The organism is Pseudomonas tohonis, from assembly GCF_012767755.2.
Classification (GTDB): Bacteria; Pseudomonadota; Gammaproteobacteria; order Pseudomonadales; family Pseudomonadaceae; genus Metapseudomonas; species Metapseudomonas tohonis.
Genome location: NZ_AP023189.1, coordinates 4,142,920 through 4,162,074, shown reverse-complemented (window position 1 = coordinate 4,162,074; position 19,155 = coordinate 4,142,920). Strand labels below are relative to the sequence as shown.

The window sequence follows — 19,155 nt, the reverse complement described above, 5'->3', positions numbered from 1 at the left end:
CACAAACACCCTTTCAGGGCCCTCTGGACAAGGATTCCAGCCGGTTCGTCCGGTGGCCGAGACAGTGCTTCGAGCCGGCGGCGGGAGGGGGAATCGCCTTGCCCTCATGACGGGTGAGGATTATCGAGCAGCTTAGTCGATGGGCTTTCGGGGGGAAGGCTACTGGTCGGGACGGGTGCGACATTGGGTCGCACTATATATAAGGAGGGAGTGGGGAGGGGGCTTGAGGGGGTGGACACATCCTTGTGCCCGTGTTGCCCTTCTTGCGTTGGGCTGCCTTTGCGCGGCTCCGGCCGGTCCTTGCGGGTCGGCCGGTGTGGCGACGCCTCCTTGCGTCGCCGGTTCGGATCACTCGCTGGCTACTTTCTCGCCGTCCTTGCGGGACAGGCTGTACACGTAGGCGGCGAGGATATGCACCTTGTCCTGGCCAAGGTATTGCTCCTGGGCAGGCATCTGACCGTTGCGGCCGTAGCGGATGGTCTGCTGCAGCTGGGCCAGGCTGGAACCGTAGATCCAGGCGGCCGGCTGGGTCAGGTCCGGGGCGCCCATGGCCGCGGTGCCGTGGCCTTCCTGGCCGTGGCAGGCGGTGCAGGTGGTGGCGAACAGGGCTTTGCCCGCTTCCACATCGACCTTCGCCTCTTCCGGCAGCTTGAGGCCGGCCAGGTCCTGGCGGACGTAGGCGGCGACGTTCTTCACGCCTTCGTCACCCAGCACTTCACCCCAGGCCGGCATGGCAGCCATGCGACCGTGAAGGATGGTGGCCTTGATGGTTTCGGCGTCGCCGCCCCAGCGCCAGCTGCTGTCGGCCAGGTTGGGGAAGCCGACCGCGCCCTTGGCGTCCGAACCGTGGCAGATGGAGCAGTAGGTGGCGAACAGGCGGCCGCCCATCTTCAGGGCTTGCGGATCCTGGGCCACGGCCTCCAGCGGCATGGCGGAGTACTTGGCGAAGATCGGGCCGTATTGGGCGTTGGCCTTGTCGACCTCGCGCTGCCACTGTTTCTCCTGGGTCCAGCCGCCTTCATAGCCGGGGAACAGGCCGGTCCAGTTGCCCAGGCCGGGGTAGAGCACCATGTAGCCGATGGCGAATACGATGGTGCCCACGAACAGCATGAACCACCATTTGGGCAGCGGGTTGTCGTACTCCTCGATACCGTCGAAGGCATGGCCCATGGTCTTGTCGACCGTGCCCTTGGCCTCGCCCTTGCGGGTGGCGAACACCAGCCAGAGCAGCGCCACCAGGGTGAAGAGGGTGAGCAGGGTTATGTACCAGCTCCAGAAAGTGGTCATTCGTGTGTGCTCCTAGAAACGTTCCGGTCTTGCAGGCTGGGCTTGGCGTCGTCGCCGAAGGGCAGCAGCGAGGCTTGCTCGAAGTCAGCCTTGCGCCGGCCGCTGTAGGCCCAGCAGAACACCCCGATCATCGCGACCAGCACCAGCAAGGTGCCGAGGCCGCGCAGTATTCCAACGTCCATGGCGCCTTACCTCTTGCTCTTCAGGCTGGTGCCGAGCACCTGCAGGTAGGCAACCAGGGCATCCATCTCGGTCTTGTCCTTGACCGCCTCGGAGGCACCGGCGATGTCCTCGTCGGTGTAGGGCACGCCCAGGGTCTTCATGGCGCTGAGCTTGGCGGCGGTGTCCTTGCCGTCGAGCTTGTTCTCCACCAGCCACGGGTAGGCCGGCATCTTCGACTCCGGTACCACGTTGCGCGGGTTGTAGAGGTGCGCGCGGTGCCAGTCGTCCGAGTAGCGGGCGCCAACCCGGGCCAGGTCCGGGCCGGTGCGCTTGGAGCCCCACAGGAAGGGGTGGTCCCAGACGCTTTCCCCGGCGACGGAGTAGTGGCCGTAGCGCTCGGTCTCGGCGCGGAACGGACGGATCATCTGCGAGTGGCAGCCGACGCAGCCTTCGCGGATGTAGATGTCGCGACCTTCCAGTTGCAGCGCGGTGTAGGGCTTCATGCCTTCGACCGGGGTGTTGGTGACGTCCTGGAAGAACAGCGGGACGATCTGTACCAGACCGCCGATGCTGACTGCCAGGATCATGAACAACGCCATCAGGCCGACGTTCTTCTCGATGACTTCATGCTTTTTCATCTATCGATTCCTCAGGCGATCTGGGCGATGGCGTCGTATTCGGCCGGCTTGGCAGCCTTCACGGTGCGCCAGGTGTTGTAGGCCATGAGGAGCATGCCGCTGAGGAAGATCGCGCCGCCGATCATGCGCACCACGAAGCCGGGGTGGCTGGCTTCCAGTGCCTCGACGAAGGAGTAGGTCAGGGTGCCGTCCTCGTTCACCGCACGCCACATCAGGCCCTGGGCGATGCCGTTGACCCACATCGAGGCGATGTAGAGCACGGTGCCGATGGTGGCCAGCCAGAAGTGGGCGTTGATCAGGCCGACGCTGTGCATCTGCTCGCGACCGAACACTTTCGGGATCAGGTGGTACAGCGAGCCGATGGAGACCATGGCGACCCAGCCGAGGGCCCCGGCGTGTACGTGGCCGATGGTCCAGTCGGTGTAGTGGGAGAGGGCGTTGACGGTCTTGATCGCCATCATCGGGCCTTCGAAGGTGGACATGCCGTAGAAGGCGAGGGAGACCACCAGGAAGCGCAGGATCGGATCGTCGCGCAGCTTATGCCAGGCACCCGACAGGGTCATCATGCCGTTGATCATGCCGCCCCAGCTCGGAGCCAGCAGGATCAGGGACATCACCATGCCCAGGGACTGGGCCCAGTCCGGCAGCGCGGTGTAGTGCAGGTGGTGCGGGCCGGCCCAGATGTAGACCGCGATCAGCGCCCAGAAGTGGACGATGGAGAGGCGGTACGAGTAGACCGGGCGACCGGCCTGCTTCGGCACGAAGTAGTACATCATCCCGAGGAAGCCGGCGGTCAGGAAGAAGCCCACGGCGTTGTGGCCGTACCACCACTGGACCATCGCGTCGGTCGCGCCCGAGTAGAGCGAGTAGGACTTGGTCAGGGTGACCGGGATCTCCAGGTTGTTGATCACATGGAGGATGGCCACGGTGAGGATGAAGCCACCGAAGAACCAGTTGCCCACGTAGATGTGCTTGGTCTTGCGCTTCATCACCGTGCCGAAGAACACGGCGGCGTAGCAGACCCAGACGATGGTGATGAGAATGTCGATCGGCCATTCCAGCTCGGCGTATTCCTTGGAGCTGGTGAAGCCCAGCGGCAGGCTCACGGCGGCCAGGACGATCACCAGCTGCCAACCCCAGAAGGTGAAGGCGGCGAGCTTGTCCGAGACCAGGCGGGTCTGGCAGGTGCGTTGGACGGCGTAGTAGGAGGTGGCGAACAATGCGCAACCACCGAACGCGAAGATCACCGCGTTGGTGTGCAAGGGTCGCAAGCGGCCAAAGCTGGTCCAGGGCAGGTTGAAGTTGAGCTCCGGCCAGGCTAGCTGGGCAGCTATGAGAACGCCGAGCCCCATCCCGACGATTCCCCAGACCACCGTCATAATGGCGAACTGGCGGACCACCTTGTAGTTGTAGGCGGTACTGACTGCTGTGTTCATGTTTGTGGGCTTCCGTACACGGTTTCTTGGAATTGCGTGCGAAGCATGGTGAAAGCCCTTACTGGCGCTATTGATTTGGATCAACAGACGCCGCCCACCGGAGATTTCCCGATGCTGCTGTGGACCAGGCCTTCAGGCCTTGTGAAGAACACCCTGATACTGGCCCACGGTGCCGGGGCGCCGATGGACAGCGCGTTCATGGAGGCAATGGCGCAGAAGCTCGCCACGCGGGGCGTGGCGGTGGTGCGCTTCGAGTTCCCCTACATGGCGGCACGGCGCGACGACGGGCGCAGGCGTCCGCCCAATCCGCAGGGGCAATTGCTCGATCACTGGCGGGCCGTGCATGCCGAGGTGCGACAGCAAGTCACGGGGCGATTGGCCATCGGTGGCAAGTCCATGGGCGGTCGCATGGCCAGCCTGGTGGCCGATGAGCTGGGTGCGGATGCGCTGGTCTGCCTGGGGTATCCCTTCTATGCGGCCGGTAAACCGGAGAAGCCCCGGGTCGCCCACCTGGCCGACCTGAAGACCCCGACCCTGGTCGTCCAGGGCGAGCGCGATGCCCTTGGCGACCGCCCTGCCGTCACCGGCTACGCGTTATCCCCGTCGATCCATCTGCACTGGCTGGCCGCAGGCGATCATGACCTCAAGCCGCTCAAGGCATCGGGCCTGACCCACGAGCAGCATATGGACGGCGCGGCGGATGCCGTGGCGGCCTTCCTGGCCAGTTGAGTGCGCGCTACTTTCGCGCGGCGAGCAGGTCGAGCACGCCGCCGCCATCCTTGATCTGCTGCAGGATGATCTCGGAGCGGATGTCGGTGACGCCCCGGGCGCGATTCAGGCGATTGACGATGAAGTCGGAGAACTGTTTCAGGTTGCGCGCCTGCACCCGCAGCACATAGTTGCTGTGGCCGGTGACGATGAAGGCGCTCACCACCTCGGGCCAGCTCTGCACCTGCTCCACGAAGCGCTCGTGCCAGCCATCCTCGTCCTGGCGCATGGAGATGTGCACCAGGGCGTCCAGTTCGATTCCCAGGCGCTCGGCATCCAGCAGCGGTCGATAGCCGCGGATCACCCCTCCGTCTTCGAGGTTGCGTAGCCGACGCAGGCAGGCGGAGGGCGAGAGCGCGACCTTCTCCGCCAGTTCCTGGTTGCTGATGCGTCCGTTCTGCTGCAGGCAGAGGAGGAGGCGCAAATCGGTGGTATCCAGGGTCATTGAATATTCTTTCAGTGAATTGTCATCTGGCGAAATTATCTTCGAATAAATGCCGCTTTCGAGACGAAGATAGCACGAACATTCTTCGGCCCCTGACTCATGATCATCCTCCTTTCACGGGAGCCCGATCATGCAAGACGGCCAGTCCCTCTGGGACATCAGTCCACCGCTGGACGCCAGCACGCCAACCTGGCCGGGCGATACGCCCTTCCAGGAAGAGCGCCGCTGGCACATCGACGAGCACTGCCCGGTCAATGTCGGGCGCATCACCCTGTCGCCCCATACGGGCGCCCATGCCGATGCACCGTTGCACTACGACGCGTCCGGTGCGGCGATCGGGAAAGTCGACCTGGCGCCCTACCTCGGCCCTTGCCGGGTCATCCACTGCCTGGATGCCGGCGGCCTGGTAAGGCCTGCGCAACTGGAACCGCACCTTCACCGGTTGCCGCCCCGGGTCCTGATCCGCACCTGGCGGCAAGCGCCCCTCGACAGCTGGCCCGAGGCCTTCGCGGCCATCGATCCGCTGGCCGTCGAATTGCTGGCCCGCCACGGCGTGCGCCTGGTGGGCATCGACACGCCGTCGCTGGACCCCCAGGACAGCAAGACGCTCGAAGCGCACCAGGCCGTTCGCCGTTGGCGCATGGCGATCCTCGAAGGCCTGCTGCTCGATGACGTCGATGCGGGCGACTACGAGCTGATCGCCCTCCCGCTCAAGTTCACCCATCTCGATGCCAGCCCGGTTCGCGCCGTGCTGCGTCGCCTGCCTGCCTAGGAATCGACATGACTACAAGAGAAGACTGCCTGGCCCTCGATGCCCGCGACCCCCTCGGCCCCTTGCGTGAGGAATTCGTCCTGCCCGAAGGGGTGATCTACCTCGACGGCAACTCCCTCGGCGCCCGGCCGAGGTCCGCGCTGCAGAGGGCCCGTGACGTGGTGGAGAAGGAGTGGGGCGAAGGCCTGATCGGCAGCTGGAACAGCGCCGGCTGGCGCGGGTTGCCGGAGCGCCTGGGCAACCGGCTGGCTCGCCTGATCGGCGCGGGCGAGGACGAAGTGGTGATCACCGACACCACATCCATCAACCTCTTCAAGGTGCTGGTGGCGGCCCTTCGTGTGCAGGCCGAGCGCGACCCGTCGCGCAAGGTGATCGTCACCGAGCGCAGTAACTTCCCCACCGACATCTACATGGCCGAGGGCCTGGCCGACATGCTCCAGCAGGGCTACAGCCTGCGCCTGGTGGATGCGCCGGAGGAGTTGCCCGCAGCCATCGGCACCGACACCGCTGTCGCGCTGATCACCCAGGTGAACTACAAGACCGGCCACCTCCACGACATGGCCGCGCTCACGGCGCTGGCACACGAGTGCGGTGCGCTGACCATCTGGGACCTCTGTCATTCGGCCGGCGCGGTGCCGGTCGACCTCAAGGGTTCCGGCGCCGACTACGCCATCGGTTGCACCTACAAGTACCTCAACGGCGGCCCGGGCTCGCCGGCCTTCGTCTGGGTCGCCCCGCACCTGCGGGAGCTGGTCTGGCAGCCGCTCACGGGCTGGTGGGGCCATGCCCGCCAGTTCGGCATGGAGGCCCGCTACGAGCCCGCCCCGGGGATCGGCCGCTACCTCTGCGGCACCCAGCCGATCACCTCCCTTGCCATGGTGGAGTGCGGCCTGGAGGCCTTCGAGAAGACCGACATGCAGGCCCTGCGGGAGAAGTCCCTGGCACTGACCGACCTCTTCATCGAGCGCGTCCGTGCCCGTTGTGGCGAGCACCCGCTGACCCTGGTGACGCCGCTGGAGCACGCCCGCCGCGGCAGCCACGTGAGCTTCGAGCATCCCGAGGGCTACGCCGTGATCCAGGCGCTCATCGACCGTGGCGTCATCGGCGACTACCGCGAGCCGCGGATCATGCGCTTCGGCTTCACCCCGCTCTACACCGGTTTCACCGATGTCTGGGATGCCGCCGAGGCGCTCGGTGAGGTGCTCGACAGCGATGCCTGGCGCGCGGAGCGCTTCATGGCCCGCAAGCAGGTGACCTGACCCGGCCCGGGCGCTCCGGGAAGGGCGCCCAGCCTCAAGCCCATAACCACAAGAAGAGGTCGATGATGATGAAGTCCCGTTTTCCGATGGCGTGTGCCTTGCTCTGCGCTTCCCTCAGCCCCCAGGCGATGGCCGGGGAGCCGGCCGAAGGCTTCCTCGAGGGTAGCCGGCTGGTGCTGACCCAGCGCAACTTCTACTTCCACCGCAACATGCTCAACAACCCCGGTGGGCAGAACTACCGGGAGGAGTGGGCCCACGGCATGCTGCTGGACTACAGCTCCGGCTATACCCGGGGAACGGTGGGCGTCGGTGTCGATGCGTACGCCAGCCTCGGGCTCAAGCTCGACAGCAATCGCGCCCGTACCGGCACCGACCTGCTGCCCGTCGACTCGGCCGGGCGGCCCGAAGACGACTACACGGAGGCCGGCGCGGCGTTGAAGCTGCGTATCTCGCGCAGCGAGCTGAAGTACGGCAGCCAGGCGCCGATGAACCCCGTGTTCGGCACCGGCAACGCCCGGCTGTTCACGCCGATGGCCATCGGCTTTTCGCTGGCCAGTCGCGAACGCGACGACCTGTTGCTGGAAGCCGGTCATTTCACCGCAGGCAACGATGGCAACTCCACCAATGGCGACGGCGCACTTAAGGCCCTGTTCGCCCAGGTGGAGACGCGTCGGGTCGACTACGCCGGCTTCGACTGGACACCGGCGGAAGGTACCGGGCTGTCCGCCTACACCTCGCGGTTCGAGGACGTATGGCGCCAGCACTACCTGGGAGCCAACCACCGTATCGGGCTGGATGAAGCGCGTGCCCTGACGTTCGGTTTCAACCTCTATCGCACCCGTGACCAGGGTCGGCGACTGGCGGGTGAGATCGACACCACCGCCTGGTCCGCTTCCGCACGCTACAGCCAGGGCGCCCACGCCCTGACCCTGGCGCATCAGCGGGTACGAGGCGATGAGCCATTCGACTACCTGGGCTTCGATCGCCAGCCCGGCACATCGATCTACCTCGCCAACTCGGTGCAGGTGCTCGACTTCAACGCCCCGAACGAGCGCTCCTGGCAGTTGCGCTACGACCTCGACCTGGCCCCCTTCGGCGTACCCGGCCTTGGCTTCATGACCCGCTACATCCGCGGTGACCACATCGACGACAGCCATCACAGGGGGCCGGGCTCCTACCAGCGCTACGGCGAGGCCGGCAAACGCTGGGAGCGGGACATCGAGCTGCGCTACGTCGTGCAGTCCGGCTCGGCCAAGGACCTGTCCGTGCGCCTGCGCCAGGCCAGCATCCGCTCAACCGAGCAGGTGGCCCGTGCCGATACCGCGGACAACAACGAACTGCGGGTGATCATCGAATACCCGCTGCAACTTCTCTGACGCCTGCACAACGACAATAAGGACGAGGCACGAAATGACCACCAAGACTGGATTCGCCGCCATCGCGGCTCGCGAGCAGGGGCTCAAGCGCCAGCTCACTTCGGCGCAGATGAGCATGATCGCCATCGGGGGCGCCATCGGCACCGGGCTGTTCATGGGGAGCAGCTTCGCCATCGGTTTCGCCGGCCCCGGGGTGCTCGTCAGCTATGCCCTCGGCGCCTTGATCGCCCTGCTGCTCATGGGCTGCCTGGCGGAGATGACCGTGGCCCATCCCACCTCCGGCTCCTTCGGCGCCTACGCCGAGTTCTACATCAGCCCGCTGGCCGGGTTCCTGGTGCGCTACGCCTACTGGGCGGCCATCGTCCTGGCGGTGGGGACCGAGGTCACCGCCATCGCCCTGTACATGAAGCACTGGTTCCCCGACGTGGCCGGGTGGGTGTGGATCCTGCTGTTCTCCTCGGTGCTGATCTTCACCAATGCCATCAGCGTCAAGGCGTTCGGGCATTTCGAGTACTGGTTCTCCGCCATCAAGATCAGCGCCATCCTCGCCTTCATCCTGCTGGGTGCCTGGCTGGTATTCGGAGGACAGAACCCGGAGTACGGCTTCCATCACTACGTCGAGCACGGTGGCTTCATGCCCAACGGTCTTTCGGGGGTATGGATCGCGGTGATCATCGCCATCTTCAGCTACCTCAGCATCGAGATGATCGCCGTGGCTGCCGGCGAGGCGGAACAGCCCGAACTGGCGGTGAAGAAGGCCTTCAAGGTCACCATGGTGCGGCTGGTGGTGTTCTACCTGCTCACCCTCGCGCTGATCCTCGCCATGGTGCCCTGGGACCAGTCGGGGCAGGGTGCCCGGAGCCCCTTCGTCAGCGTCATGGCGCAGGTGGGGATTCCGGGGGCCACGGGCTTGATCAACTTCGTGATCCTGGTGGCGGCACTCTCGGCGATGAACAGCCAGCTCTACACCACCACGCGGATGATGTTCAGCCTGTCCCGCGCCGGCCACGCGCCCAAGGCGATGGGGCGGCTGAGCGAGGCCGGAGTGCCGCTCAATGCCCTGGCGCTCTCCTGCACCGGCATCGCCCTGGCGACCCTGGTCAACCTGGTGTTCCCGGAGCAGTCCTTCATGCTGATGATGGCCATCTCCATCTTTGGTGCGCTCTTCGCCTGGATGATGATCTTCCTCACCCACTACCGCTTCCGTCGCTATCACCAGCGCCCGGGCAGCGCACCGTTGGCCTTCCGCATGTGGGGCTTCCCCTATGGCACGCTGCTGGGCCTGGTCCTGATGCTGGCCATTCTGGTCACCACCGCCTTCGTGCCGGCGTTCCGCATGACCCTGGTATTCGGCGTGCCATTCCTTGTGCTGCTGGCGTTGGCCTATCAGCTGTATTTCCGTCGAGGCCCTGAAGCGATCCGGGAGGGACAGGAGGCATGAGCGCTTTCACCAGCATGCGCATGGACCTGGCTGCCAGCCTGGGCGGGCGGCGGGTGTTTCTCACCGGAGGGTTGGGAGGGATAGGGCGAGCGACGGTGGATGCCTTCTTGGCTCACGGGGCCAAGGTCGCTTTCACCTATGCGGCGGGTGTCGAGTCCCCCGCACAGGCCGAGGAACTGGTGCGGATAGCTCCGGACCGGTTGTCCGCCCACTCGCTGGATCTGCGTTGCGCCTCGTCTATCGCCGGCAGTCTGGAGGATGCCCGTCAACGTTGGGGGATGCTGGACATTCTTGTGAACAACGCCGCTGTGGGGGCGGCCACGGTACGCGCCTACGCCGAGGACTCAGCGGCCCAGGACAGCAGCCTTTTGCAGATCAATGCGGATGGTGCCTTGAAAGTGTGTCAGGGATTCCTGGCCCAGGCGGTGGGTGACAATGAACACGGCGCTTTCAAGTTGATCAACATCAGCTCGGTGGGCGGGGGTATCCAGGTGTTTCCGGGATTTCGCCTGGCCGATGGCATGAGCAAGGCGGCTGTGGCGTTCCTGACGCGCCAACTGGCCGCTGAACAGGTCCGGGGAAAGGTGGACGTGTTTGCCTTGTGCCCAGGGGCGACGGCAACGCCGATGTTCTTTGCCAGCACCTTGTCCGCCATGAGTGAGGACGCCCGGCGGCGTTATATCGCAGGGCTGCCCAAAGGACGGCTCATCGAGCCGGTTGAGATCGCCCACCTCATCCTCTTCCTGGCGTCGGACCACTCGCGGCCACTGCATGGCGCAGTAATCGACGCCTCCATGGGATTGGGTGTTCGCCCCGGGCTTCAGGAGCCATCTATCTGAATCCGTCGTTTGACGATTCGAGAAACACAAGGAGTCGACCATGACAATGACAAGAAGTCTGTTCCTTTCGAGCCTGTTGGCCATGGCTGTCAGCCTTGCCGCCCAAGGTGCGCCGGTCCTGCATTCCGAGCTGGACCAGTCTCGAGCTGTCGATGCGAGCCAGTGGTCCAACGCGTGGCTAGAGATCGACGTGGTGCAGTTCGAGAAGAACCTCCTGACTCTCCAGGCACGCCTGAGCAAAGATACCCAGATGTGCGTGACCATGAAGGCGGACGCGTATGGCCATGGGATCTCGTTGCTACTTCCGGCGGTGATCAAGCAGGCCATTCCCTGTATCGGCGTCGGCAGCAATGAAGAAGCACGAATCGCCCGTGAGGGTGGCTTCCGTGGACGTATCATGCGTCTCCGGGCGGCTCCCCTTGGCGAAATGCGAGCAGCCATGGAACTGCATGTCGAAGAGCTCCTGGGTAATCCGGAAACCGCCGCGCAACTGGCGGAAGCGGCCCGCCAGGCGGGCCGCGAAGTGCCATTCCATCTGGCGCTCAATTCGGGCGAAATGAACCGCAACGGGCTTGAGGTTTCCGATGAGGAGGGCAAGCTGCGCGCCCTGGATATCCTTGCGCTGCATGGGCAAGGGCTCAAACCGGTGGGGATCATGACCCACTTCGCCCTAGAAGACCTGACGGCAATCCGCAAGGGCCTGGCGGCGTTCCAGGCCGACGCGCAAGCGCTGATCCGCCGTGCTGGAATGGATCGATCGGAGATTCTGCTGCATGCGGCCAACTCATTGCTGACCATGGAATTACCCGAGGCTCATCTGGACATGGTGCGGCCCGGTCGGATTCTCTACGGCGACTCGTCCTATGGGCAATTCGGCAAGCTCATGAGCTTTAAGAGTCGACTTGCGGCAGTGAATGAATATCCTGCGGGAAGTGGCGTGGGATATGGCCACAGCCACATTCTGAAGCGAGCCTCGCGACTGGCGAACGTCCCGGTAGGTTACTCCGACGGCTACCGGCGAGCCTTCGGCAACCGTGGTCATGTGCTGATCCGGGGCCAGCGTGCTCCTATAGTCGGCGGGGTATCCATGAATACCTTTATGGTGGACGTCACGGACATCCCAGATGTGAGTGCCAATGACGAAGTCGTGCTCTATGGGCGGCAGGGGAGGGCCGAAGTGACCCAGGCGGAGTTGGAGGAGGTTATTAAGGAAATCATGGTCGACATGTACACGCCCTGGAGTCAGACCAACCCGAAAATACCCGTTGCGTCGGTCGAGCAGGATTCCGACTGATCCTGACCTGTTAAGCGTGTCGAATAGCCAACCGGGGCGCCATTGGCGCCCCGGTTGCAATTACGGCTGCCGAAGTCTGTAACTGCCGGTTGGGCGTTCCTTTACGCTAAGTCACGCCAGGATAACGGCGACAATTTCTCGGTAGTTGATGTTCCTGCGCTAGCGCCTGGGCGACGCACCGTTGGCCACCCGCATGAGGGCTTCCTCTATGGCACGTTGCTGGGCCTGGGTCTGATGCTGGCCATTCATGTCATCACGGCCTTCGTGCCCAGCTGAGTGGCGTCGGAGCCAGGACGCCAGAACAGGGACGTTCCTGACAGGCCGGCGAGCCACTCACCCGGCAGGGTGCAAGCAGACTGCGGAGTCCATCACCACAAGGAAGGGCGACGACATGAATGCCTTGCAGGAATCCCTGCCGATTCTGATCTACCAGCGGGAAGGGGAAAGCGTTACCGAGGTACGCATGGAGGGGGAGACCGTCTGGCTGACCCAGCGGCAGATGGCGGAGCTGTTCGACAAGAACGTACGAACCATAAGCGAGCACATCCGCAATATCTTCCGTGAGGGGGAGCTGAGCGAGTCGGCAGCTATCCGGGATTTCCGGATAACTGCCGCGGACGGCAAGTTCTATGACACGTCGCACTACAGCCTCGACGTCATCATCTCGGTCGGCTATCGCGTCAAGTCGGCCCAGGGCACGCGTTTCCGCATCTGGGCCAACGGCGTGCTCAAGGAGCACCTGCTCCAGGGCTACAGCCTCAACCGGCGAAGGCTGGAGGCGCAGCAGGCGCGTATCGGGCAGTTGCAGAAGACCCTGACGCTGTTCCGTGACGGCCTGGTTGATCGGGCCAGCCTGACCGAGGCGCGTGGTTTGGTGAGCGTCATCGCCGGCTATGCGCGTACCTTCGTGCTGCTCAACCAGTTCGACGGCGAACGCCTTGCCCGCGATGGTTTCACCGAGGACATCCGCTATGTGATCGAGCCGGGCGAGGCCGCCGAGTGCATCGCCGCGCTGAAGGCCGACCTGATGCACAGGGGGGAGGCCAGCGAGCTGTTCGGCCAACCGAAGGACGACAGCTTCGAGGGGCTGCTGGGCAATATCGTGCAGTCCTTAGGCGGGCAGTTCCTTTACCCGAGCATCGAGGAACAGGCGGCCAACCTGCTGTACATGGTGATCAAGAACCACCCCTTCACCGATGGCAACAAGCGCATCGGAGCCTTTCTGTTCATCTGGTTCCTGAGGCGAAACCGACATCACCTGAAGACGGATGGCGAACTGAAGATCAACGACAACGCCCTCGCGGCCATCGCCCTGTTGGTGGCCCAGAGCGATCCGCGACAGAAGGAGCTGATGGTCCACCTGGTGATGAACCTGATCATGGGGTGAACCGGCAGGCAAAGGAAAAGGGCGCCCCTGGCGCCCTTTTTCATGCCCGCTGACTCAGCGGTTGAAGCGGTCGACCAGCGAGTACTGGCCTTGCGCAGTGGTGGTCAGCTCTTCGCTGAGCAGCACGGTGCGCTGGGCCTCCCCGGAGGTCTGGTCGGCGAGCTGGGCGATGCTGCTGATGCTCTGGTTGATCTGCTCGGCCACGGCGCTCTGCTCCTCCGTGGCGGCGGCGATCTGGTCGGTCATCTGGGTGATGTTGGCCACCGCCTCGCTGATGCCCACCAGGGCCTGGTCGGCTTGCAGAACGCGCTCCACGCCTTCGTCGGCCTGGCGGCGACCGGCCTCCATGGTGCGCACGGCCTCCTCGGCGGTCTTCTGCAACTGCGCGATGAGCTGGTGGATCTGCCCGGTGGATTCGGCCGTGCGCTGCGCCAGCTGGCGCACCTCGTCGGCGACCACGGCGAAGCCGCGGCCCATCTCACCGGCACGCGCCGCTTCGATGGCGGCGTTCAGTGCCAGCAGGTTGGTCTGGTCGGCGATGCCCTTGATCACGTCGACCACCCCGCCGATCTCGTTGCTGTCCTGGGCCAGGCGGGTGACGGTCTCGCCGGTCTCGCCCACCGCTCGCGACAGGCGCTGGATGGCCTCGCGGGTCTCGGCGGTGATGCTGCGGCCCTGGCCGGTGAGGCGGTTGGCTTCCTGGGTCGCATCGGCGGTGCGTTGCACGTTGCTGGCCACTTCCTGGGTGGTCGAGGCCATCTGGTTCACCGCGGTGGCGACCTGCTCGGTCTCAACGCGTTGGCGTTCCAGCCCCTCGGAGCTGTTGTGGGCCAGCGCGTCGGCTTCCCTGGCTTGCTCGGTGAGGTGCTCGGCGGTGTCCTGCAGGCGGGTCAGGCAGGTTTTCAGGCGCGCCTCCTGGCTGAGGATGGACATCTCCAGGCGTGCCTGGGCGCCGCGGCTGTCGGTGTACATCTGCGCGATCAGCGGGTCGGACGTGGTCTGTTCGGCCAGGTGCAGCAGGCGCTTGATGCCGCGGTTCTGCCAGGCCAGCCCGGTGAGGCCCAGGGGCACGGAAAGCAGCGCGGCGAGAAGGAAGCCCCAGTGCGAGTTGAGCCAGGCGCCGATCATGAAGCCGATCTGGCTGATGAGGATGAAGGGCAACCAGTCCTGCACCACGGGCAACCAGCGGTCGCGCCCGGGAATGGCCGACTTGCCGGTGTTGATGCGCTGGTACAGCGCCTCGGCGCGGCGGATCTGCTCGGCGGTGGGCTTGACCCGCACCGACTCGTAGCCGACGACCTGGCTGCCTTCGAAGATCGGCGTCACGTAGGCATTGACCCAGTAGTGATCACCGTTCTTGCAGCGGTTCTTGACGATGCCCATCCACGGGCGGCCCTTCTTCAGGGTGGTCCACATGTGGGCGAAGACGGCGGGCGGGACGTCCGGGTGGCGCACCAGGTTGTGCGGCGAGCGGATCAGCTCGTCACGGCTGTAGCCGCTGATATCGGTGAAGGCTTCGTTGCAATAGGTGATCACACCCTTGCTGTCCGTGGTCGAGATCAGGCGTTGCTGGGCGGGGAAAGTACGTTCGCGTTGAGTGACTGGCTGATTGTTTCTCATGTTGTTCTTCCGCAAGGCTTAGAGCGGGTATCGGCCTGCACGCACCAAAGTTGAGCCGAAAATTTCTGTGAAGTGTATCTAAGTCTTTACAGTTCATGATCGGGAATTTTTCCCGCGAATGGCGCCCTAGAGCCTTCGCGGTGGCAACGGCCTCAGCAGGGAGGCGCTCGGTGCAGGCGTTGGAACAGCCCGGGGTAGTCCTCCACCAGGCCGTCGGCGGACAGCCTGAGCACTGCATGGAAACCGCTGCCGTCGAGGTTCTGGTACAGCAGGTGGCGTGCGTCCAGGCGGGTGTAGGCCTGATGCATCACGCGCACTTCGAGCGTGGGCGCCTCGATGAAGACGACGGCGATCTCCTCGCGCTGATCGTGCGCCAGGCCGAGACGCCAGGCGGCCGGGCTGTTGGTGAACGGCGTCGGCCAGAGGTCGAGGTCCTGGCAGCCGTCCAGCGTTCGCAGGCGATTGCCTGGCCCGTCGCGCCATTCGTTGCGGGGATTGCGGCGCAGGTGCAGCTCGCGCACGCCGAACCCGCCTTCGACGCGGATGTGGCAGCGCCTGGGTCGCCAGCGCTCGTCGAAATCCATCCGATATACCAGGCGATAGGGCTCGCCCCCTTCATCGAAGGCCAGCATCGAGGCGTCCGCCTGTCTTCCGTCCAGGCGTAGCTGTTCGAGCCCCCTGGCCGGGGCCTGGTCGTTCCAGATGTGCTGCCACAGTGCGGTGGCCTTCATCCTTCACTCCTTGGCGGTGGGTCGGCGCAGCACCAGGTAGAGCAGCGGGCCGATGGACGCGAACACGGCCGTCACCAGGTAGAAGGGCAGCAGGTAGAGGAGCCCGCGTCCCTGGCGGCGGTTGTCCTGGTACATCCAGATCCCGATCAGGCCGCAGGCGAGGTAGAGATCGATCACCACCTGTGCCGTATCCGGGCGGCTCATCAACTGGGCGCCGAACTCCAGCAGCGGTTGTTCGCTGATGGACATGACATGGAGGGTATAGCCGCCGAAGGCGACCAGGGCGAGGAGAGCGGACAGGCGCGCAAGCATGGTGACGTCCTTGTTATGAGTTGAACGCGGACGATAGAACGGCCGCGTCGCCTGCGCAGCGGGCCGATTGTCGCAGCCGGGGGATCAGTCCAGCAGCAGGCCGGCGCGCTTGTACTTCGGCAGTTTCGCGACCACCAATTGGTGAGAGCGGGTCAGCGCCGCGCGCAGCTCTTCGTCGCCCATCGGTGGCGGCATCACCAGGGTGATCCAGTGGGCGCGGGCGAGATAGGGCGCCGGGCGGATGCCGGGGCGATCGACCTGGCCGAGGAAGAGGTCGGCATCGACCTTGAAGGCCAGGCCGTCGCCGAGGAAGTCGAGGATCGCGAACATCTTGTTGCCGGCCACCGAGAACACCCGGTTGCTGCCCCACTTGAGGTCTTCCCGGGCGCCCGGCAGTTGCAGGCAGAAAGCGGCTATTTCGTCGGCAGTCATGGGCGTTCCTTCAGGGGTGGCGATCCGGCGCGCCACGTTCGTCGACGCGCAGCAGGTAGAGGCCGAGCAGCATACCCGCCAGGGCCATGCCGGCGGCAACCATGAAGATGGCGCCGAAGCCGAAACCGCTGGCGATGGCGCCCATCAGCGGCCCGGCGATGCCCAGCGCGAGGTCGAAGAACACGGCATAGGCACCCAGGGCCGAGCTGCGGCTGGAGGCGGGAATGCGCGAGATGGCCTCGACGCCGAGTGCCGGGTACACCAGCGACAGGCCGAAGCCGGTCAGCGCCGCGCCGCAGAGGGTCAGCCAGGGTTGCGGGGCGAGCCACAGCAGGAGCAGGCCGAGGCTTTCGATGCCCAGGCAGGCGATGGCCACCCGGTAGCCGCCACGGCTGTTGATGGCGCCGGCGAACAGCAGCCGCGCACCGATGAAGGCGCAGCCGAAGGCGGTCAGGCACCAGGCGGCGCCGTCCCAGCCACGGCTGGCGTAATAGAGGGTGACGAAGGTGGCCAGGGTGCCGAAGCCGATGGAGCCCAGTGCCAGCGCCGTGCCGTTGGGGGCGATGCGCATGAAGACATTGCGAAATGGCAGGCGCACGCCCTGGACGATGGGGGTGGCGGCCTTGTTCCAGGCCAGCGCCAGGGCGCCGAGCCCGAGCAGGGTGATCAGCGCGCCCATGCTCCACAGCCCGAGACGCGAGACCATCAGCACACCCAGCGGCGCGCCCAGGGCCACCGCGCCGTAGGAGGCGATGCCGTTCCAGGAAATCACCCGGGCCGTGTTCTCGGCGCCGACCCGGCCGATGCCCCAACTGATAGAGCCGGTGCCCACCAGGCCCTGGGCCACGCCGAGGGCGACGCGCCCGGCCAGCAGCAGCGCCATGCTCAGGGTGGGAAACTGCTGCAGCGAGGTGGAGGCCAGGGTCAGCACGCCGCTCAGCGCGCAGCCGGCGAGTCCGTAGAGCACGGCGCGCTTGGGCCCCTGGCGATCGGCCACGCCGCCGGACACGGGGCGTGAGAGCAGGGTGGAGGCGTACTGGGTGCTGATGACGATGCCCGCCAACAGCGAGCCGTAGCCGAGGTCGTTGTGCACGTAGCCCGGGAGCACGGCCAGCGGCAGGCCGATGCAGAGAAAGCTGATGAAGGTGAAGAAGACGATGGAGACGATCTGCAAGGTGGTGGCGGTCGCAGACTGCTCGGCGGCACTCATGGGGCGTGTCCGGAGGGGCTGGGGAAGAGCGCCATCATCACCCAGTCATGGCGCGGATGAAAGCTAGCTAACTATTCTTCGCACGGCTCAGATGGGTTGCAGCCCCTCCGCCTGGCACGCCTCGGCCAGGTGCTCGATCCAGGCACGCACCGCCGGCAGCATGCCGCGCCGGTGGGTGTAGACCGCCTGCAGGTTGCCGCCCGGCAGCTCCCAGCCCGGTAGCAGGCGCACCAGGGTGCCGGCCTCCAGCTCCTGCTCGCAGTTCATCTGCGGCAGCATGGTCATGCCCAGGCCTTGCAGCGCGGCGAGCTTGCGGATCTCGAAGTCCTCGATGCTCAGGCGTGCTTCCAGGACGATGTCACGGCGATTGCCCCGGCTGTCGCGCAGCAGGTAGTGCAGGCGGCGGTCGGTTTCCAGGGCGCCGAGCGCCGGCAACCGGTGCAGGTCATCCGGGCCGTTCAGGGTCACGCCCTCGAGCAGGCTCGGCGCACACACCAGCATGGCGCGGGCGGGGCTCAGCTGCCGGCAGATCAGCGAAGGGTCCTCGTCGTCCTGTTCACGCACACGCAGCGCCACGTCGACGCCTTCGTTGACCAGGTCGATGCGGCGGTTGCTCAGCACCACTTCCAGCTGCACCTGCGGGTAGCGCTGGAGGAAGCTGGGGAACACATGGCGCAGGCGCATGCGTGCCACCTCGGTGGGGCAGGACACGCGGATGCGCCCGCGCGGTTCGCTGGTCAGCGACGCCACGGCTTCGTCGGCCTGTTCGGCCTCCAGCAGCATCGCCTGGCAATGGCGCAGGTAGCGCTCGCCGACGTCGGTCAGCGCCAGCTTGCGCGTGGTGCGCTGCAGCAGGCGGGCGCCGAGGCGGGTTTCCAGCTCGGCGATGCGCCTGGACAGGCGCGACTTGGGGATGCCCAGCAGGCGTCCGGCCGCGGCGAAGCCGCCGTGCTCGACGACTTTGGCGAAGTAGAAGAGGTCGTTGAGGTCTTGCATGAAGGTCGTCCTGTGGAAGGGACGAACTATGGCATCGGCGGGGAATTCCGCGCCACGGATTTCAGCGGCGGGACAATCGCGTGCTGCTGCACACACCGCCCGCTGCGGGTGTATCGTGGAGCGTCGCCGGCACTTCGCCCGGCCGATCCCCCTGCCAAACGGAGTCAGCACTCATGTCCTTGTCCATGTACGAGGCTTCCATCCCGGTCTTCACCCGCATGCTCGGCAATCTCTCCGTCATCCTCGACAAGGCTGCGGCCCATGCCGAGGCGCAGGGCATCGACCCGGGGGTATTCATCTCCGCGCGCCTGGCGCCGGACATGTTCCCACTGGCGCGCCAGGTGCAGATCGCCACCGACTCCGTGAAAGGCTGCGCGGCCCGCCTGGCGGAACTGGAAGTGCCGTCCTTCGCCGATACCGAGGCGAGCTTCCCGGAATTGCAGGAGCGCATCGCGCGCACCCTGGGCTTTATCCGAGAGATCCGCCCGGAGCAAGTGGAGGGCAGTGCGGCGCGCACCGTGGTGTTGAAGATGCGTGGCAACGAGGTCAGCTTTACCGGCCAGGACTTCCTGCTCAATTTCTCCCTGCCGAATTTCTATTTCCACCTCACCACCGCCTACAACATCCTGCGTCACAACGGCGTGAAGATCGGCAAGATGGATTTCCTCGGCGGCATCTGACGGCTGCCCCGCGTCACGCTCCTGTGGCGCGATCCATGCAGCGCGAGTAGCGCCGGCGGAGTGGTCCGTC

At 65.4% G+C, this 19,155-nt stretch carries 20 protein-coding genes; 9 read left to right on the top strand and 11 right to left on the bottom strand.

Annotation, left to right across the window (positions count from 1 at the left end):
* Positions 1-348 precede the first annotated feature (348 nt).
* The 4 genes from ccoP to ccoN are packed head-to-tail and all read right to left on the bottom strand — an operon-like array spanning position 349 to position 3,523.
* Positions 349-1,287 carry a cytochrome-c oxidase, cbb3-type subunit III gene (ccoP, locus tag HSX14_RS18820; RefSeq protein WP_173178256.1) on the bottom strand — a complete coding sequence of 313 codons (939 nt, stop codon included), beginning with the start codon at positions 1,285-1,287 and terminating at the stop codon, positions 349-351.
* The gene (locus HSX14_RS18815; protein ID WP_111260393.1) at positions 1,284-1,469 is read right to left on the bottom strand and encodes a cbb3-type cytochrome oxidase subunit 3; all 186 of its coding nucleotides are present in this window, start codon (positions 1,467-1,469) and stop codon (positions 1,284-1,286) included. The genes ccoP and HSX14_RS18815 overlap by 4 nt, the downstream gene beginning before the upstream one ends.
* A 6-nt stretch (positions 1,470-1,475) precedes the next feature.
* Positions 1,476-2,087: a cytochrome-c oxidase, cbb3-type subunit II gene (gene ccoO / locus HSX14_RS18810; protein WP_173178255.1), complete on the bottom strand. Its 612-nt coding sequence runs from the start codon at positions 2,085-2,087 to the stop codon at positions 1,476-1,478.
* An 11-nt stretch (positions 2,088-2,098) separates the two neighbouring features.
* Entirely contained in the window at positions 2,099-3,523 is a 1,425-nt protein-coding gene (ccoN, locus tag HSX14_RS18805) for a cytochrome-c oxidase, cbb3-type subunit I (RefSeq protein WP_111260392.1), read from the bottom strand.
* Positions 3,524-3,634: 111 nt separating this feature from the next.
* Between ccoN and HSX14_RS18800 the strand changes: the two genes are divergently transcribed.
* Positions 3,635-4,252: an alpha/beta family hydrolase gene (locus HSX14_RS18800; RefSeq protein ID WP_173178254.1), complete on the top strand. Its 618-nt coding sequence runs from the start codon at positions 3,635-3,637 to the stop codon at positions 4,250-4,252.
* 7 nt (positions 4,253-4,259) lie between these two features.
* Here the strand turns inward: HSX14_RS18800 and HSX14_RS18795 are convergent, their stop codons facing one another.
* The gene (locus HSX14_RS18795; protein ID WP_173178253.1) at positions 4,260-4,736 is read right to left on the bottom strand and encodes an Lrp/AsnC family transcriptional regulator; all 477 of its coding nucleotides are present in this window, start codon (positions 4,734-4,736) and stop codon (positions 4,260-4,262) included.
* A 130-nt stretch (positions 4,737-4,866) separates the two neighbouring features.
* On the opposite strand from HSX14_RS18795, the gene kynB reads away from it, so the two are divergent.
* The 7 genes from kynB to HSX14_RS18760 all read left to right on the top strand — a co-directional run bounded on the left by kynB (position 4,867) and on the right by HSX14_RS18760 (position 13,104).
* On the top strand, positions 4,867-5,508 hold the full coding sequence (kynB, locus tag HSX14_RS18790; RefSeq protein WP_173178252.1) for an arylformamidase: 642 nt from the start codon (positions 4,867-4,869) through the stop codon (positions 5,506-5,508).
* 8 nt (positions 5,509-5,516) lie between these two features.
* Entirely contained in the window at positions 5,517-6,767 is a 1,251-nt protein-coding gene (kynU, locus tag HSX14_RS18785) for a kynureninase (RefSeq protein ID WP_173178251.1), read from the top strand.
* Positions 6,768-6,835: 68 nt separating this feature from the next.
* Entirely contained in the window at positions 6,836-8,143 is a 1,308-nt protein-coding gene (locus tag HSX14_RS18780) for an OprD family porin (RefSeq protein WP_373874720.1), read from the top strand.
* Positions 8,144-8,177: 34 nt separating this feature from the next.
* Positions 8,178-9,584, top strand: a complete 1,407-nt coding sequence (locus HSX14_RS18775) for an amino acid permease (RefSeq protein WP_173178249.1) — start codon at positions 8,178-8,180, stop codon at positions 9,582-9,584.
* Positions 9,581-10,423 (top strand): SDR family NAD(P)-dependent oxidoreductase, encoded by an 843-nt coding sequence (locus tag HSX14_RS18770; RefSeq protein WP_197970199.1) that lies wholly within the window; start codon positions 9,581-9,583, stop codon positions 10,421-10,423. Before HSX14_RS18775 ends, HSX14_RS18770 begins: the two co-directional genes overlap by 4 nt.
* Before the next feature lie 40 nt (positions 10,424-10,463).
* Positions 10,464-11,717 carry an alanine racemase gene (gene alr / locus HSX14_RS18765; RefSeq protein ID WP_228723461.1) on the top strand — a complete coding sequence of 418 codons (1,254 nt, stop codon included), beginning with the start codon at positions 10,464-10,466 and terminating at the stop codon, positions 11,715-11,717.
* Between the two features lie 391 nt (positions 11,718-12,108).
* Positions 12,109-13,104, top strand: a complete 996-nt coding sequence (locus HSX14_RS18760; RefSeq protein WP_173178248.1) for a virulence RhuM family protein/type II toxin-antitoxin system death-on-curing family toxin — start codon at positions 12,109-12,111, stop codon at positions 13,102-13,104.
* Positions 13,105-13,158: 54 nt separating this feature from the next.
* On the opposite strand, the gene HSX14_RS18755 is transcribed toward HSX14_RS18760, so the two are convergent.
* The 6 genes from HSX14_RS18755 to HSX14_RS18730 all read right to left on the bottom strand — a co-directional run bounded on the left by HSX14_RS18755 (position 13,159) and on the right by HSX14_RS18730 (position 18,405).
* Entirely contained in the window at positions 13,159-14,724 is a 1,566-nt protein-coding gene (locus tag HSX14_RS18755; RefSeq protein WP_173178247.1) for a methyl-accepting chemotaxis protein, read from the bottom strand.
* 152 nt (positions 14,725-14,876) lie between these two features.
* The gene (locus tag HSX14_RS18750) at positions 14,877-15,455 is read right to left on the bottom strand and encodes a putative glycolipid-binding domain-containing protein (protein ID WP_173178246.1); all 579 of its coding nucleotides are present in this window, start codon (positions 15,453-15,455) and stop codon (positions 14,877-14,879) included.
* Between the two features lie 3 nt (positions 15,456-15,458).
* Positions 15,459-15,767: a DUF2834 domain-containing protein gene (locus HSX14_RS18745; RefSeq protein WP_111260384.1), complete on the bottom strand. Its 309-nt coding sequence runs from the start codon at positions 15,765-15,767 to the stop codon at positions 15,459-15,461.
* Positions 15,768-15,851: 84 nt separating this feature from the next.
* A complete protein-coding gene (locus tag HSX14_RS18740; RefSeq protein ID WP_173178245.1) occupies positions 15,852-16,199 on the bottom strand; it encodes an MmcQ/YjbR family DNA-binding protein in 348 nt (115 codons plus the stop codon).
* Between the two features lie 10 nt (positions 16,200-16,209).
* On the bottom strand, positions 16,210-17,409 hold the full coding sequence (locus HSX14_RS18735) for an MFS transporter (RefSeq protein ID WP_173178244.1): 1,200 nt from the start codon (positions 17,407-17,409) through the stop codon (positions 16,210-16,212).
* Between the two features lie 87 nt (positions 17,410-17,496).
* Complete coding sequence (locus tag HSX14_RS18730; RefSeq protein ID WP_173178243.1) at positions 17,497-18,405, bottom strand: LysR substrate-binding domain-containing protein; 909 nt, start codon at positions 18,403-18,405, stop codon at positions 17,497-17,499.
* 173 nt (positions 18,406-18,578) lie between these two features.
* Here HSX14_RS18730 and HSX14_RS18725 point away from each other — a divergent pair, with 173 nt between their 5' ends.
* On the top strand, positions 18,579-19,085 hold the full coding sequence (locus HSX14_RS18725; RefSeq protein ID WP_173178242.1) for a DUF1993 domain-containing protein: 507 nt from the start codon (positions 18,579-18,581) through the stop codon (positions 19,083-19,085).
* Positions 19,086-19,155: the final 70 nt, after the last annotated feature.